The organism is Bradyrhizobium sp. URHA0013 (assembly GCF_000518345.1).
Lineage (GTDB): Bacteria > Pseudomonadota > Alphaproteobacteria > Rhizobiales > Xanthobacteraceae > Bradyrhizobium.
In genome coordinates this window covers 40056-54821 of the sequence record NZ_JADK01000016.1, presented here as the reverse complement: position 1 = coordinate 54821, position 14766 = coordinate 40056, and the positions used below count along the sequence as shown (strand labels likewise).

Sequence of the window (14766 nt, the reverse complement as noted above, 5' to 3'; positions counted from 1 at the left end):
TTATATCGCCCCGATTCCTCGAATTGCCAGCGCCACTGCGGCAAGGACTGCGCCAGTCGCCGGGTTGTTGATCGGTCCCTTCTATGCTTTAGGCTTCCTAATCCCCGCCGCCGGTCCAGCCTGATGCTGTTCAATTCCTACCCGTTCATCCTGCTGTTCCTGCCGGCCGCGCTGGCTGGCTATTTCTGGCTCGGGCGGCGCAGCAATCTGGCCCCGGTGATCTGGCTGGCGGTGGCCTCGCTCACCTTCTACGCCATCGGCAATTGGCAGTTCGTGGCCCTGTTGTTGATATCGATCGCCTTCAACTATGGCATAGGCCACCTCCTCATCGTGGCGAAGCTTGCTCCGTCGCAACGAAAGGCGGCACTTGCTCTCGGCGTCGCCGGCGATCTCCTGGTGCTTGGCATCTTCAAATATGCCGGCTTCGTCGTCGAGAACATCAATGTGCTGGCCGGCACGCATTTTGCGGTCCACATCCTGCTGCCGGTCGGCATCTCCTTCTACACCTTTACTCAGATCGCGTTCCTGGTCGACGCCTGGCGCGGGCAGGTCGCGGCCTATGCGTTGCCGCATTACGCGCTGTTCGTGACCTACTTTCCGCATCTGATCGCGGGACCGATCCTCCACCACAAGGACATGATCCCGCAATTCGAACGGGAGGAAACCAAGCAGCCGCACGCGCATCTGATCCTGTGCGGAATCATCATCTTCGCCATCGGGCTGTTCAAGAAAACGTGCCTCGCCGACGGCATCCAGCCGCTGGTCGCACTCGCCTTCGATGCGCGCGCGCCGAGCTTCGACCAGGCCTGGCTTGGCGCGCTCGCCTACACCTTCCAGCTCTATTTCGACTTTTCCGGCTATTCCGACATGGCGATCGGGATATCGCTGATGTTCGGCATCTTCCTGCCGGTCAATTTCAACTCGCCCTACAAGGCCACCAGCATCGTCGAGTTCTGGCGGCGCTGGCACATGACGCTGTCGCACTTCCTGCGCGACTATCTTTACATCCCGCTCGGCGGCAACAGGCGCGGCCGCGTGCTGCGCTACGTCAACTTGCTGCTGACGATGCTGCTCGGCGGGCTCTGGCATGGCGCGGCCTGGACGTTTGTCATTTGGGGCGCGCTGCATGGCGCCTATCTCTGCGTCAATCACGCTTTCAATGCGCTGGTGCCGGATGTTCCAAAATTGCTCGCGCGCCCAGTTCGCGTTGCCGGGGCCGTGCTGACATTCCTCGCCGTCGTTGTCGCCTGGGTCTTCTTCCGCGCCGAACGGGTCGATTGGGCCATGCGGATTCTGAATGCGATGGCCGATCCCTCGAACATCGTGTTCGGGCGCGAGGAGATTGCGGCGTCGGTGATGGTCGCAATTTATGCCACGCTGGTGTGGCTGGCACCGAACACGCAAGGAATCATGGGGTACGACCACGCCAATCGCAGGGTCGGTGACGGCCTGATGGCCGGACGGATGCGCCCGCTGGTCCTGTATGGTGCGTCGCTGGTGCTTGCGTTCGGGATTTTGGGCATCCAGAGCCACAGCGAATTCATCTATTTCCGGTTCTGATGCAAGGCGCGTTCACACATCCAGGGCGTCTTCTCCTCGCGAGCATCGCGTGTGTGCTGGGGGCGGCTGCGCTCACCTATGTCATCGATCCCCTGCAACTGTTTCGCCCCTCGCGCCTCGTCGCGCCGTTCTATTCCGATGACACGCGCGTGCAGAATGCCGGGCTGATCCGCAGCCAGCCATTCGACACCGCCTTCATGGGCACCTCGCTCGCGATCCATTTCCGCCAGAGCGATATCGACCATGCGCTGGGCGTGCACTCGCTCAAGCTGGCGATGACCGGCTCCAATTCGCGCCAGCAGGGGTTTGTGCTGGAGCAGGCAATCGACCGCGGCGCAAAGCGCGTGATCTGGGCGATGGACGATTTCATCTTTGTCGATGCGGCCGACATCGAGACCGATCCTTATCTCTCCGCCGATCTCTATCGCGGGACGGCAAAAGGCATCGCGTCCTACCTGTTCAGCGCGGCTATGGCGAAGGAATCCCTGTTTGCGCTGCTGCGGTCGGTTCCGCCGCTGCGGCAGCCGCTGACCCGGGCCGCGCCTTATCTGCCGATCAAGTTCGCGCTGCCTGATGTCGATGACATCTATGCGTTGCCGCGCGATATCGACGTGGCGCGCGCCTACAATGCGAAAAGGACGCTCGCGGCCTTCGCCTATATCACCGATCCCGTACGCAGCCGCTTTCTCGGCGAAGGCTATCGTTACGACGCGATGGTGCGGCATTTCGAGCATGACGCCGTCGGCCTGATCGCGCGCCATCCGGACGTGACCTTCGACATCTACTTCCCGCCCTATTCGATCCTGCAATTCGTCGCGATGCGCGACGCTTCGCCCGCGACGCTGAAGATCGTCACCGATCTCACGGCCGTCATTGCGCAGCGCCTGACGCAGCTCCCCAATGTGCGCCTGTACGATTTCCGGGCGATCAAGGACGTGACGCACGATTTCGACAATTACGGCGACGTCATCCACCATTCGCCGGTCATCGATGCGAAGGTGCTGTCGTGGCTGGCGCGTGGGGAATATCGGGTCGATCCGGAGGCGCCGCTTGCGTCGCTGGAGGCGTTGAAGGCGCAGGTCGAGGCGTATCGCTTGCCGCGGTGAAGCGTTGGCCTCTGCCAATATGAGGCCACAGCGTAGCCAAACAGTCCGCCGTCGTCCCGGCGAAGGCCGGGACCCATAACCCCAGGGAGGAGTTTGGCGAAGATTCGCAGTTAAAGCTCTTTCCGCGGTACGGACACCGTGCGTCACGGATGGATCACGCGGTATGGGTCCCGGCCTTCGCCGGGACGACAGCGGAGTTTCCGGCTTGCGCCTACACCGCCACCTCTTCGCCGAGATAGGCAACCGCTGCCTCGAGCCCGCCTTTGCCGTGCGGGATCTTCAGCGCGTTCAGCCCGACCTCGATCACCCCCAACGTGCCGAGCAGCATCGGGGCGTTGACGTGGCCCATATGGGCGATGCGGAAGGCTTGTCCCGAGAGATCGCCGATGCCGGTGCCGAGCACCACACCGCACTTCTCCTTGCAATAGCGTTGCAGGATTGCCGGATCGTGGCCGTTGCTCATGGTCACCGTGGTCACGGTGTTGGAGCGTTCGCTGGCTTCCGCGACGTTGAAGCCGAGCACCTGGCCTTCAGACCACGCGCCGACGGCGCGGCGTGCGGCTTCGCCGAGCAGGCTGTGGCGGCGGAAGGCGTTCTCCAGTCCCTCCTCGTGCAGCAGGTCGATCGCCTGGCGCAGCGCGAACAGCAGATGGACCGGCGCGGTGCCGGCATATTTGCGATAATGCTCGCTGCCCTCGCGCTCGCTCCAGCTCCAATAGGGCGTGCTCATGTTGGCGGTCTTCTGGACCTCGAGCGCACGCGCGTTGGCCGCGACGAAGCCGAGGCCGGGCGGCGTCATCAGGCCCTTTTGCGAGCCCGACATCGCAACGTCGATGCCCCATTTGTCCATCTCGAATGGCATGCAGCCGAGCGAGGCCACAGTGTCGACCATGTACAGCGCCGGATGGCCGCTCGCCTTGATCGCCTTGCCGATCGCCTCGATGTCGTTCTGCACGCCGGACGCCGTGTCGACCTGGACGACGACGACGGCCTTGATGGTGTGATCCTTGTCGCGGCGCAGGCGCTCCTCGACTTCGTGCGGCCGCACCGCGCGGCGCCAGTCGCCCTTGAGCACCTCGACCTCGGCACCCATCAGCGCTGCGGCATGGCCCCAGCCGATTGCAAACCGTCCGCTTTCGAGCACCAGCACCTTGTCGCCGCGCGACAGCACGTTGCTCAATGCTGCTTCCCAGGCGCCGTGACCGTTGGCGATGTAGATGTAGGACTTGCCCTTGGTCGCAAACAGTTTCGAGATGTCGCTGAGCAGGCTCTCGGTCAGATCGGTCATCTGTTTGGAGTAGATGTCGATCGCCGGACGATGCATCGCCCGCAGCACCTCGTCGGGCATATTGGTGGGCCCGGGGATGGCCAGAAATTCCCGGCCCGCGCGAACGGTCATTGCTGTTGGTCCTTGTTGCCTGAGAACAGGATGGTGGGTCGCTGATTCACACTTTTACGCGGCGCTGCGGTGCAAGAAAAGGCCGGAAAACGCAGGTCTGACGTGGGTTATCTCTTAGTCTCGCGGCAGCCCGCATCTTCAGCTTCCTCCACCGAGCAGAACCAGCGCGTGCCCTTGCTGATCTTCATCTTGATCTGCGCATACCAGCGGCTGGTCGGCCGGTGATAGATGCACTCGCCGGCGGAGTTGACATTGCCCTTGATGGTGCAGTCCGGCGAGGGCGCGACCGGGCCCGAAGCCGAAGCGAGCAGGATCGCATGCGCGCCGTCGGGCGGCTTGGTGGCGCCGAGGATGGTGGTCTTCTTGTTGCGCTCGCGCCAGTCCCAGGGCGCGATGAAGGCGCCCTGCCACATCCCGGCCTTGGCCTCCCGCGCGGCCTTCTCGTCCACCTCGTAGTCGTGCGACATGCGGGTATAGGCCAGCGCCCAGCCTGCGCGCACCAGCCATTTCTGGATATCCTCGCCGCCGACATCGCAGCGCGCCACGGTGCGGCCGCGCCGGTCGATCGACCTCGCATGGCAGACCCAGTTCTTGCCGTCGGCGTATTTGGCAAGCTCGTCGCGGGCCGCGATGCCGCAGGTCCAGCGCTCGCCCTTGTTGTTGAGGCAGAGCTGGTCCACCGCAGGCGCGTCGATGCCGCCGAGCCTGATCCGCGTGTTGCCGATCATCACGGCGTCGCCGGCGCGAACCTTAGCGGTGCCGGTGATGTCGGCGGCCTCAGCCGGCGACGGCAAGCCGGGCAAGGAGAAGCCAAGCAATGACAGCGCAATCAGGAATTTTCGCAACATGCCGGTCCGCGTGTGATGAAAATTGCGATAGACCTCGCAATTGTGGTCGGCTTTTGTCCGCCCGGCCAGCATATGCCTGGCAGTTGGGCTTTCAACTTACTGTCATCGGGCGAAGTTTTGTAGGGCGGGTTAGCCGAAGGCGTAACCCACCTCTTTCGTCTCCACGGCGGCAGAAGTGGTGGGTTACGCTTCGCTAACCCGCCCTGCGAAACCTAGCCCCGCGCCATCGCCCGCTTGGCCACCGCCAGCCCCATCAGCACGAACGCCGACGTGACCTCAGGCCCGCCGACCAAAATCCGCGTCGGCGTCTTCATCTTGTTCCATTCATAAGCGCGGAACGGGCCACGGCGACCGCCTTCGCCGAGGCTCGCGACGATCACGTTCAGCGCCGGCGCAAAGGCGCGCGGGTCGGCGCCGAGATGGCCGAGCGCGATCAGGGCGAGCGCTGCGTCGAACACGTTCATCTCGGCGGCCATCAGCTCGCCCTTGACGTAGGAGAGCACGCGGTGGCGGATGAAATCGAAATCGCCGTCGGGATCGATGATCGCCTGCGCCCCCAGCGGCAGCGCCAGGAAGGCGGCGTAGCAGCGGCCGAAATAGGCGCTGTAGAGCTCCGGTAAATAATAGATGTGCGAGCGCGGATTGGCGAAGGCGCCGCTCGCCGCCAGCCGCTTCTGGAAGCCGATGATGCGATGAACGGTGGCAAGCCGCGCCGGCGTTTCCAATACTTTCCAGCGCGCGAGATTGCGGAAGCTGACCTCGAGAATGTCGAGATTGAGCGTCGGATCGAGATCATTGCCATAGGGCCGCTCGCCCTTGAGATTGTCGATCCAGGTCGCAACCCCGCCCTCATAGTCGATATTGTCGTTGATCGGCACGGTCACGCGCGGCTCGTTGACGCCCGCCTGTACCTGATAGCCCGCGTAGAAATCCAGCAGCGGCTGGTCGAGGATCGGATCAGTGCAGCCGGCTTGCGTCGCCGCGGAGATCGAGCACGCCGTGGTGTCGCAATCCGGCACGTAGACGCCGAAACCGAGGTCCTGCTTGATCTGGGCGAAGTAGCGCGAGAAGCGCGGATGCGGCGCGGGCGCGAGCGCGGTGATGACGTTGAACCGCGCGCCGTCGATGCCCTCGACCTCTTCGCGGCTGATGTTGACGCAGAAATCGACCATGTCGGCGACCGCGCGCTCCGCCGACATCTTGTCGGCGGACGAGGCCAAACCGGTCTCGACGTAGCTCAACAGCGCCTCGATGAAGAACGCGTCGTAATAGGCCGAGCGGTGGCGGATCTGCACCGGCTCCCACATCGGTTCGGCAACCCCTCGCCAGGGCGGATTGACGACAGCGCGCGCCGGTGACCGCGCGATGAAGACCCGGGCGAGGTTGAACAGCAGCGAGGAGTTCTTGTAGCCGCGCGCGTTGAGGCCCGTGAGCGCCATGGTCAGCTCGCGCCCGCGGAAATCGGGATCGCCGATCAGGTTGAACGCGGCGTAGGTCGGCAGAAAGCCATTTTTGCGGTACGAGCCCAGCAGATGCTGCGCGCAATCGCGGATCACGCCGTCGATCTGCGATGGTTGCGGCATGGCGCCGGTGAACATGGCCGGCGGCGGCTTGGGATGAGCCAGCGCGATGCTGTCGACGAGATCGGCAACGGGCTGGCCGACCGCCGTCCAATCAGGCTCGGCCTCGTCGCGGGCGCGCACCAGCGCCTCGCGCAGCCGGGCCAGTTTGCCTTCGTCGCGCAGCTCGGGCAGTCCGGCCCGGCGGAGCAGCACCCGCAGTGCGGGATTGCCAAGCGCCGTCTTGTAGAACTTGGCCAGATGCGGATCGCCGCTGGCCGCAACAGACAGTACGGGATCGCAGACGTCGTAAAGCGAGGGGCCGTCCTTCCGCGCCGTCAGCGCCCGGCAGGCGGCGCCGGCAAAATATTGAAAGCTCATGAAATAACCTGGTCGCGGGAATTGGCCGGGGGGCCGGCCGGCACGCTCCCAGCCGCGTGCCACCCCCTGCAAGTCGTTGAAAAAGCTACCCGGATTCGCAGGAAATACAAATGTGATGACAGTCACAGAAAAAGCCGGCACGAAGCCTGCATAATCGGGCTCCGGAAGGCTACGGGGACGCAAAAAAATCACATATTGGGCGATGCAAATTATCGCACGTTTCCAGAGACTTAGGTCAAATTTTCGGCGATCTATTGCGGGGGAGGCGATATCCGGTTAAGGCTTTGTTTGGTGCGGCGCCGCAAATTGCGCGCAATTCGGGGGCACACCCCCGGCCAATCCCTCAAACCCAAAGACGCTATCGCGCTACTCAAACAGTGTGCGCGTGCTTGGCTGGTCTTTGGCACTGACAGGAATGACGCGAGATGAATGTAACGCAGCTCGACATTTCCCGACGCACGATTGCGGTGGCCGCAGCCCTCATCGGCACGGTCTCGCTCGTGATCGGCGCCCATGCTGCCCTCAACATGCGGGCGTTCGATGCCGCCAAGGCCGTTTCGACCGACCAGGTCACCGGCTCGATCGGCCAGGCCTCGCGTCTCGCCCTCGTCATCGGCAATGGGCACTACCCCGACGCCAACGCGCCGCTGACGCAGTCGATCAACGACGCCCGCGCGCTGTCCTCGTCGCTGCGCAAGAACGGTTTTGACGTCGACATGGTGGAAGACGCGACCAAGGACGACATGGTCCGCGCCGTCAATCGCCTGAAGTCCCGGATCAAGCGCGACACCGTCGTCATGCTGTTCTTCGGCGGCTACGGCGTGCAGGCCGGCCGCGAGAGCTACATGCTGCCGGTCGATGCCGTGATCTGGAAGGAAAGCGATGTCCGCCGTCATGGCGTTTCCATCGAGGGCGTGCTCGACATGATGAAGGAGCAGGGCGCCAAGGCCAAGCTTGTCGTGGTCGACGCCTCCCGCCGCAATCCCTATGAGCGCCGCTTCCGCTCCTACAGCCACGGCCTCGCGCCGATCAGCGCGACCGACAATGCGCTGATCCTCTCCTCGGCTTCGCCCGGCAAGGTCGTCGACGACGGCAAGGGCGAGCACAGCGTGCTGGTCAGCGAGTTCCTCAACAACCTCAATGCCCAGGGCAGCGCCGAGAGCGTCTTCAACAAGACCCGCCTTGCGATCTCCCGCGCCAGCGAAGGCGACCAGGTCCCGACCGTCTCCTCCTCGCTGCTCGAGGACGTCCATTTCGGCGAAGCCGGCGGCTAGTTTTTCTTAGGTCTTGTAGGGTGGGCAAAGGCGCAACGCGCCGTGCCCACCATCTTTCCAACATTTCGATAGAAGACGCGGTCGATAGAAGACGTGGGCACGCTTCGCTTTGCACACCCTACGATCTGCGTGTTTAACGTACATCTGCCTCTCCACCGTCATTGCGAGCGCAGCGAAGCAATCCAGAATCTCCGCTGAAAGATTCTGGATCGCTTCGTCGCTTTGCTCCTCGCAATGACGATCGTGGCGATTACTTTGCCGCTTCCGTGGCCATCACCGTGCGCACCGGGTCGCCTTCGCGCAGCAGCGCGCCGGCGCGGGCGACGACGATATCGCCTTCGTTGAGGCCGTCGCGAATCTCGATATTGCCGCCCGACATCAGTCCGACCTCGACGCGCTTGGTCTCGACGCGGTTGCGGCGGATCACCTGCACGACGGTGCCGGCAGAGGAATACTGCACCGAGGTCAGCGGCACCGCGACGTTGCAGCTCTGGCCCGACTTGATCAGCGCGCGACCGCTCGCATTCAGCAACAGCCGCTTTTGCGCGGAGATGCCGATATAGACCATGCCCTGCTGGATGTTCGGCTCGACCGTCGGGCCGATGCGGCGCACCTTGCCGTCGATATCGCCGGCGCCGGCGATGCGCACGGTCGCCACCTGGTTGACCGCGAGCTTGCGCATATCGCTGGTCGCGACGAGAGCGACGAGATCGTACTCGCTGCGCGCCACGATCGTGAACAGCGCCTCGCCCTTGGCGGAGGCGAGGTTGCCGATCTGCGCGGTCGACGTCGCGATCACGCCTGCCACGGGGGCGGTGACCTGAAGCGTGCCGCCCTCGGGCAGTGCGAGCCGCGCCAGCACCTGGCCTGCGGTGGTGGTGTCGCCGGCTTCCGCCAGCACCTCCGTCACCTTCAGGCCGGGCCGCTCCGGCCGCACCGAGCTTGCCTCGCGCGCGATGATCGTGCCGGTGCCCTCGACGATGTCGGAGAAACAGGATTTTGCGACCTTCAACACCGTGACCGCCGGCCCCTTGGGCGCGTCGTCATCGGCGGCGGCAGCGGGCTGGGCCGACAGCAACAGCAGTCCGGCGAGCGCAACGAGATGTCTGGAAACAGAACGCGCAGGCAATGAACGCATGGGTCATTCCGGTTGGGGCCTTGACGGCCTCATCGTTAGCAGAAGCGATCGCTGCGAGCCAATGGCACATCAGGGCCGGCCGGATGAGAATGCCGCCGCAGCACGGGCGCCGCGATGCCGCCCGTTGATTTAGTCTTCGGGACCGGCGCCAAGGTTCGCTGTCTTCCACCGTCCCGGCGGCCATCCTTCGAGACGCCCGCCTGCGGCGCGCCCTCGGGATGAGGTCGTGCTTCGCGGCGCGATGTCAGGCCCTCATGGTGAGGAGCCCGCCAAAGCGGGCGTCTCGAACCATGCAGGCCGAACTCGTCCCGCAGAGGAGCGGTCTCACGGCAGGCTCAAGAACTCCACCCAGTTCGGCTTCTTGCCGGTGGCGTAGGATTTCAGCTTGGCGAGTGCCCCGCTGCTCTGGTCGATGGCATAGACCGTCATGCTGTCGGAGAGCTCGCCCACTGCGGCAAGGTAGCGCCCGCCGGGATCGATGTGGAAGCCGCGCGGCTGCTTCTCGGTCGGCACGCTGCCGATCGTGGTCAGCTTGCCACTTGTCGCATCGACCTTGTAGGCGGTGAGCGTGCTGGTGGTGCGCTCGGAGGCGTAGAGGAAGCGGCCGTCGGGGGTGATGTGGATGTCGGCGGCCCAGGGCTTTCCGGTAAATCCTTCCGGCAGCGCGCTGGTGCGCTGGATCTCGTCCCATGCGCCGCCCTTGGCCTCATAAGCGAACGCCGCGACGTCGCCGTTCAGCTCGTGGAGGAGATAGACGAACTTGCCGTTGGGGTGGAACACGAAATGCCGCGGCCCCGATTTCTCCGGCACCTTGTGAGCCGGCGGATCGCTCGGCGTGAGCGTGCCGGTCGTGGCGTCGAATGTGAAGGCCAGGATCTGGTCGGAGCCGAGATTGGTCGCGAACGCGAAGCGGTTGTCGGGCGAGGGCAGGAAAGCATGCGCGTTCAGCCCGGTCGGGATCACCTGCTTCGGCTCGCCTGCGACGCCGTTGGCGAGTAGCGGATTCAGCGCGACCTTGTTGCCGCCATAGGAGGCGCTGAACAGGAATTTGCCGCCGCGGTCGATGGCGATATTGGCCATGCTGTCGGCGAGTGGGCCGTTGCCGATATGGCTGAGCTGGCCCGTCTTGGGATCGATCGCAAAGCTCACCGCAACGAACGGTTGCGAGCGGACACCGGCGATCAGCACGCGATGATCGGGCGTGATCGCGAGCGGCGTCGAGGAGCCGGGCTTTTCGACGCCGGTGAAGGCGGCCGTCTGCACGGGCGTCATCTCGCCGTTCTCGGCCATCTTGAACACGCTGATGTCGTTACTGTCGGCGTTGCCGACATAGGCGAAGGTCTCGGCCATGCCGGCGCGGACTCCAGAAATGAGAGTGAGGAAAGCGAGCGTGGTGGCGATCGCGGCACGGGGTACGCCGGATCTGCTGCGTCGGGTCGATCTCACCATGGGGGTCCTCCTGGGATGCCGGTGCGGCATTTGTCCTTTTGCCGGCGAGGATAGCGGCAGCCGCCCCGCCGCACCAAACTCCAATTGGGATCGATCGATGCCGAAATGGTATCGGTGGGAGATCTACCGTATCGCCGCTGTGCGGGAGGGCAGATGGGGCCCGGGCGGGACGTGGGGCGGCCCGAGCACGGTCCACACGGTGACCGCGAGCAGCGCGCAGGTCAGGATCGTCCAGGCGACGAGTGGCTTCCGCATCAGGCCGTATCCGTCAGTCATATGAATGAGAATGCTCCCGGGGGCGGGCCTGGCTATCGTGCACTGCAAATCGCGGCGATCCTATGAACTCGTTCACAGCCGAACCGAACCAATGCCGCGCGAGCGCATTGAACCGGCATGCCCCGTGAAAACGATCTCGAAGGTAAGCCCGACATGGGCGGCAAGCATGGCGGTCAGGCCGGCCAGCCCAAGCTGCCGCCGCGCCCGCGTCAGGGCGAGCGCGACGAGGACGTCGTGGCAAAGCGCCACACCGGCCAAACCGATCCCAACTCCGCGCCGACCAAACCAAAATAGCACCTCGCCCGCGCCGCCCGCGCACTGGGAACGGCAGCCTCGCCTTGCCGTTACCCTGATCCCGCGGGCGGAGCAGATCGAAACGGAGGCTGGCACGTGTTTTGGATTTATTGGGACACCGCCTGGTCGCTCATCATCAGCGGCATCATGTTCGCGACCATCGTCGCGCATCCCGATGCCGAGTTCGTCGAGATCCACGCGGCCAAGCAGGTCAAGTGAGCCCGCGCCGGCCGGTTCAGCGGCGCATCATCGTATGCTGGGCCGAGCCGGGACATCAGAACTCAAAATCTCAAATCATGCTGCCCGGCATGAAGCAGCGGATCTTGGCGCGGCCGTTGACGTAATACGGCCAGACCATGGTGCGGCCGGCGCGGTTCGGCTCGGTGATGACGGTGTCGTCGGGCACCTCGATCCAGTCGCCCAGGAGTCGCACGCGATAATGTCCGTTGCTCGTGTCCCAGTCGACATCGTCCAGCGCGGTGCCGTCGGCGTCGGCGCAGCAGGGACCGCCGCCCTTGCTGTGCAGGCTCTCGAACCAGCCCTTGAGGGGAGAGTTTGCGTAGCGACCGTCGTCGCGGGCCTGCACGGATGGGCCGATCATGGCAGTAACCGCTACGAGAGTGACCATCCTGAATGCCGCGATCGCCATATCGCCTCGCTCGATTCGCGCGCGCACGAGCGCAGACGAGGAGCCGCCTGCGCGGCACGTGACGCAATGCTGGCTGGCGCCGCCGACCGGTTCCAGCCGTCTCAGCGGGGCGATAACCGCGAGGGTCGATGTTTGATCCTATTTTCAAGGGCGCGGACCTATCGAGTCCGCGCCCTGCTTCGGCTCTAACCCGGCAAGCGGTCAGTAGTCCCAGAACACCGGCACCCATCGGAAGGCCTCGCCGTCGGCAGCCACCCGGCCCACGGACGGGAACGGCAGGTGCGTGGCCACCAGCATTTCGCCGGTCTCGGCAAGCTGTCGCAACAGACGAACGCGAACGCGCGCGGCCTCCTCGGGGTCGTGCTCGAAACCGTTGTGCCAGTCGGGTTGCTCGAACCCGACGGCAAACACGGCGTCGCCGGCGAATGTCAGCGCGTCGTCGCCGGCCGCCATGCGAACCACGCTGTGTCCGGGGGTGTGACCGCCGGTGCGACGGGCGACGACGCCAGGCGCAATCTCTTGCTCGTCATCGAACAGCCGCAGCTGAGGGCCGTACTCCTTCAGGAACCGCTTGGCGGTCGATCGCAGCGCGTCCGGGAACCCTTCCGGCATGGCAGTGCGGGAGAAATCAGGCGCTTCCCAGAACTTGACCTCTGCGGCCGCGACGTGAATCCGCAGGTCCTTGCGCAGCTGCTGCTTCACGCCGTCGACCAGCAGCCCGCCAATGTGGTCCATGTGCAGATGGGTGAGCACCAGATCGGTCACCGCCGAAAGATCGATGCCCGCGGCCGCCAGTCGCCTGATCAACTGCCCGGCGCGCGGCAAGTTCAAGTTCGGGTCCGAGCCCAGCCCGGCGTCGATGAGGATGGTCTTGCCGCCGCTGCGGACCATGACGGCGTTCAGCGCCCAGTCGAAAGCATCCTGCGGCAGGAACATGTCGTGCAGCCAGGTCGCCCGCACCGCCGGGTCGGCGTTGTGCGCAAGCATCGTGGTCGGCAGCGGCAGCACGCCGTCGCTCACCACCAGCACGTCGATCTCGCCGATCTTCAGCGCGTAGCGCGACGGAACGAGCTCTTCGGGTCCCGATGACACGGGATACGAGGTGTTGTGCAGATTCATGTTGGTCTCCTGTTTCAAAGATAGGGGCTTCCGGCTGGTGGTTGAGCAGGCAGCGCCGCCGGGGGAGTGCGCAGCCGTGATCGCTTGGTGCGCTAGAGGCTGGTCACTCGTTCCGGATCGGCCGACGCGAGCGCCAGGGCGCGCTCCGCCTTCGGCGGATAGATCCAGACGGTGTTGATCTCACGCTTGGTCTTCTTGGCGACGTCGCCGACCAGCTCGATCTTGCGCTCCCATCCGCGTGTGAACAGCGCGCCGGCTTCGCCGAGGTCCAGGCAGGTGACGTAGGCCTTCTGGTGGTAGGGCCTGGTCGGAACGCCAAGCAATTCGGCCGCGGCATTGTTGCCGGCAAAGGCGCCCATTCGCGTGGCGTGCTGGCACGACATCAGTGCGTAATTGCCCTCGTCGTCGCAGGCGGCGCGTGCTGCGTCGCCGGCCGCGAAGACACCCTGAACGCCTGGCAGCTGCAAGCAGCGATCGACTAGCAACCGTCCGAAATTGTCGCGCTCGGCGGGAATCTGCCCGGTCAGCGGCGCTGCACGCATGCCCGCCGCCCAGATCACCGTCTCGGTTTCGATGTGCTCACCGCTGGACAAGGTGACGCCGGTCTCGTCGAGCGCGGCGACGCCGGCACCGAGCCGTGTCTCGACGCCAACCTTGCGCAAGGCTTCCTCGATGACGGGGCGGGCGCTTGCACCCATGTCGGGTGCGATCGCAGTGTTGCGATCGACGATGACGACGCGCGTCCTGGCATTGGGGCCCAGGATTTCGCGCAGCCGCACCGGTATTTCGGTGGCCGCCTCGATCCCGGTGAAGCCGCCGCCGGCGACGACGACCGTGTCGCGTCCGTTCACGGCAGGCCGCGCCGCGAGGCCATGCAGATGCTTGTCGAGCGCAACGGCATCGTTGAGCGAATCGACGCTGAAGCCGTGCTCGGCGAGGCCCGGAATGTTCGGACGGAATAGCCGGCTGCCGGTGGTCACAACCAGGCGGTCGTAGGACAGTGTCTTTCGCGGGCCCTTCGCGGGCGTGATCTGCACCGTTCGGGCCTCGGTGTTGATCGTCTCGGCGCTGCCCTGGATGTAGTCGACGTCGATCGCCTCGAGGACCTCGAGCAGCGGGGCCGTCAGGGTTTCCGGCTTCGGCTCGTAGAGCCGCGGACGGACCACCAGCGTCGGCTCCGGGGAGACGATCGCGATCTGCAGATCTTGCGGCGAGACGCCCCGGATGTCGCGCAGTCGCGCTGCGGAAAGGGCGGCGTACATGCCGGCGAAGCCGGCGCCGATGATGACGAGTCGCATGGATTTTCTCCTTGGTTGCTGTTCGAAAGACCGCGCGCGACCGCGCTGCTGCGTTCAGGGCAGCGGCCGGCGTCGGCGCGTGGGTGGGTTGGGTCGCTGGCTTAGGGCCCGATGCAGCGTGCCATCACCGATCTCGGCGGCTGGCCGTAGCCCAAGACGACGGGCTGAAGCTCACCTCGACTCCAGTCCTGATAGGGAAGCCCGGGGCCATTTCGGATCATGATGGAAACGGGCGGCTGTGCCGGGTGCATGTTGTAAGCCGGAATTTCCACTTCCTCGCCCGTCGCCGACGTGAAGCGAACGGCCAGCGAGAGTCCGTACAAGGTCGCGGTTGCGAGGCTCCGGCGGCGTGATGAGATCAACCGTCGACTGACGAAGTTTTTCCAGGTCATCTTTGGTCTCCCTCGATTGGTCTG

At 64.7% G+C, this 14766-nt stretch carries 15 protein-coding genes; 5 read left to right on the top strand and 10 right to left on the bottom strand.

Annotated elements, in window-relative coordinates:
- Positions 1-123: 123 nt before the first annotated feature.
- The gene (locus N551_RS0119730; protein WP_027568363.1) at positions 124-1560 is read left to right on the top strand and encodes an MBOAT family protein; all 1437 of its coding nucleotides are present in this window, start codon (positions 124-126) and stop codon (positions 1558-1560) included.
- Positions 1560-2666 carry a hypothetical protein gene (locus N551_RS0119725; RefSeq protein ID WP_027568362.1) on the top strand — a complete coding sequence of 369 codons (1107 nt, stop codon included), beginning with the start codon at positions 1560-1562 and terminating at the stop codon, positions 2664-2666. Before N551_RS0119730 ends, N551_RS0119725 begins: the two co-directional genes overlap by 1 nt.
- 211 nt (positions 2667-2877) lie before the next feature.
- On the opposite strand, the gene N551_RS0119720 is transcribed toward N551_RS0119725, so the two are convergent.
- From N551_RS0119720 to N551_RS0119710, 3 genes are all read right to left on the bottom strand, one after another.
- Positions 2878-4065 carry an alanine--glyoxylate aminotransferase family protein gene (locus tag N551_RS0119720; RefSeq protein ID WP_027568361.1) on the bottom strand — a complete coding sequence of 396 codons (1188 nt, stop codon included), beginning with the start codon at positions 4063-4065 and terminating at the stop codon, positions 2878-2880.
- A 107-nt stretch (positions 4066-4172) separates the two neighbouring features.
- Positions 4173-4913, bottom strand: a complete 741-nt coding sequence (locus tag N551_RS0119715) for a thermonuclease family protein (protein ID WP_027568360.1) — start codon at positions 4911-4913, stop codon at positions 4173-4175.
- Positions 4914-5125: 212 nt separating this feature from the next.
- Positions 5126-6853 carry a hypothetical protein gene (locus N551_RS0119710; RefSeq protein WP_027568359.1) on the bottom strand — a complete coding sequence of 576 codons (1728 nt, stop codon included), beginning with the start codon at positions 6851-6853 and terminating at the stop codon, positions 5126-5128.
- A gap of 425 nt (positions 6854-7278) precedes the next feature.
- On the opposite strand from N551_RS0119710, the gene N551_RS0119705 reads away from it, so the two are divergent.
- Positions 7279-8127, top strand: coding sequence for a caspase family protein (locus N551_RS0119705; RefSeq protein WP_027568358.1), 849 nt, complete (start codon positions 7279-7281; stop codon positions 8125-8127).
- Between the two features lie 250 nt (positions 8128-8377).
- Here the strand turns inward: N551_RS0119705 and N551_RS0119700 are convergent, their stop codons facing one another.
- The 3 genes from N551_RS0119700 to N551_RS39560 all read right to left on the bottom strand — a co-directional run bounded on the left by N551_RS0119700 (position 8378) and on the right by N551_RS39560 (position 10969).
- A complete protein-coding gene (locus tag N551_RS0119700) occupies positions 8378-9265 on the bottom strand; it encodes an efflux RND transporter periplasmic adaptor subunit (protein ID WP_027568357.1) in 888 nt (295 codons plus the stop codon).
- 324 nt (positions 9266-9589) lie between these two features.
- Positions 9590-10714, bottom strand: a complete 1125-nt coding sequence (locus N551_RS0119695; RefSeq protein ID WP_027568356.1) for a beta-propeller fold lactonase family protein — start codon at positions 10712-10714, stop codon at positions 9590-9592.
- Positions 10715-10837: 123 nt separating this feature from the next.
- Positions 10838-10969, bottom strand: coding sequence for a hypothetical protein (locus N551_RS39560; RefSeq protein ID WP_256379024.1), 132 nt, complete (start codon positions 10967-10969; stop codon positions 10838-10840).
- A gap of 138 nt (positions 10970-11107) precedes the next feature.
- Here N551_RS39560 and N551_RS38205 point away from each other — a divergent pair, with 138 nt between their 5' ends.
- On the top strand, positions 11108-11284 hold the full coding sequence (locus N551_RS38205; RefSeq protein ID WP_155809827.1) for a hypothetical protein: 177 nt from the start codon (positions 11108-11110) through the stop codon (positions 11282-11284).
- A 96-nt stretch (positions 11285-11380) separates the two neighbouring features.
- Entirely contained in the window at positions 11381-11503 is a 123-nt protein-coding gene (locus N551_RS39555) for a hypothetical protein (RefSeq protein ID WP_256379023.1), read from the top strand.
- 70 nt (positions 11504-11573) lie between these two features.
- On the opposite strand, the gene N551_RS0119675 is transcribed toward N551_RS39555, so the two are convergent.
- From N551_RS0119675 to N551_RS0119660, 4 genes are all read right to left on the bottom strand, one after another.
- On the bottom strand, positions 11574-11933 hold the full coding sequence (locus tag N551_RS0119675; RefSeq protein ID WP_027568354.1) for a hypothetical protein: 360 nt from the start codon (positions 11931-11933) through the stop codon (positions 11574-11576).
- 201 nt (positions 11934-12134) lie between these two features.
- A complete protein-coding gene (locus tag N551_RS0119670; RefSeq protein WP_035961625.1) occupies positions 12135-13052 on the bottom strand; it encodes an MBL fold metallo-hydrolase in 918 nt (305 codons plus the stop codon).
- Positions 13053-13144: 92 nt separating this feature from the next.
- The gene (locus N551_RS0119665; RefSeq protein WP_027568352.1) at positions 13145-14350 is read right to left on the bottom strand and encodes an NAD(P)/FAD-dependent oxidoreductase; all 1206 of its coding nucleotides are present in this window, start codon (positions 14348-14350) and stop codon (positions 13145-13147) included.
- Between the two features lie 101 nt (positions 14351-14451).
- Entirely contained in the window at positions 14452-14742 is a 291-nt protein-coding gene (locus N551_RS0119660; protein ID WP_027568351.1) for a hypothetical protein, read from the bottom strand.
- Between the last annotated feature and the right edge of the window lie 24 nt (positions 14743-14766).

Excerpts from the sequence above, each read along its gene's own strand:
- N551_RS0119730 (WP_027568363.1), top strand. The coding sequence starts at position 124 with ATGCTGTTCAATTCCTACCCGTTCATCCTGCTGTTCCTGCCGGCCGCG.
- N551_RS0119725 (WP_027568362.1), top strand. The coding sequence starts at position 1,560 with ATGCAAGGCGCGTTCACACATCCAGGGCGTCTTCTCCTCGCGAGCATC.
- N551_RS0119720 (WP_027568361.1), bottom strand. The coding sequence starts at position 4,065 with ATGACCGTTCGCGCGGGCCGGGAATTTCTGGCCATCCCCGGGCCCACC.
- N551_RS0119715 (WP_027568360.1), bottom strand. The coding sequence starts at position 4,913 with ATGTTGCGAAAATTCCTGATTGCGCTGTCATTGCTTGGCTTCTCCTTG.
- N551_RS0119710 (WP_027568359.1), bottom strand. The coding sequence starts at position 6,853 with ATGAGCTTTCAATATTTTGCCGGCGCCGCCTGCCGGGCGCTGACGGCG.
- N551_RS0119705 (WP_027568358.1), top strand. The coding sequence starts at position 7,279 with ATGAATGTAACGCAGCTCGACATTTCCCGACGCACGATTGCGGTGGCC.
- N551_RS0119700 (WP_027568357.1), bottom strand. The coding sequence starts at position 9,265 with ATGCGTTCATTGCCTGCGCGTTCTGTTTCCAGACATCTCGTTGCGCTC.
- N551_RS0119695 (WP_027568356.1), bottom strand. The coding sequence starts at position 10,714 with ATGGTGAGATCGACCCGACGCAGCAGATCCGGCGTACCCCGTGCCGCG.
- N551_RS39560 (WP_256379024.1), bottom strand. The coding sequence starts at position 10,969 with ATGCGGAAGCCACTCGTCGCCTGGACGATCCTGACCTGCGCGCTGCTC.
- N551_RS38205 (WP_155809827.1), top strand. The coding sequence starts at position 11,108 with ATGCCCCGTGAAAACGATCTCGAAGGTAAGCCCGACATGGGCGGCAAG.
- N551_RS0119675 (WP_027568354.1), bottom strand. The coding sequence starts at position 11,933 with ATGGCGATCGCGGCATTCAGGATGGTCACTCTCGTAGCGGTTACTGCC.
- N551_RS0119670 (WP_035961625.1), bottom strand. The coding sequence starts at position 13,052 with ATGAATCTGCACAACACCTCGTATCCCGTGTCATCGGGACCCGAAGAG.
- N551_RS0119665 (WP_027568352.1), bottom strand. The coding sequence starts at position 14,350 with ATGCGACTCGTCATCATCGGCGCCGGCTTCGCCGGCATGTACGCCGCC.
- N551_RS0119660 (WP_027568351.1), bottom strand. The coding sequence starts at position 14,742 with ATGACCTGGAAAAACTTCGTCAGTCGACGGTTGATCTCATCACGCCGC.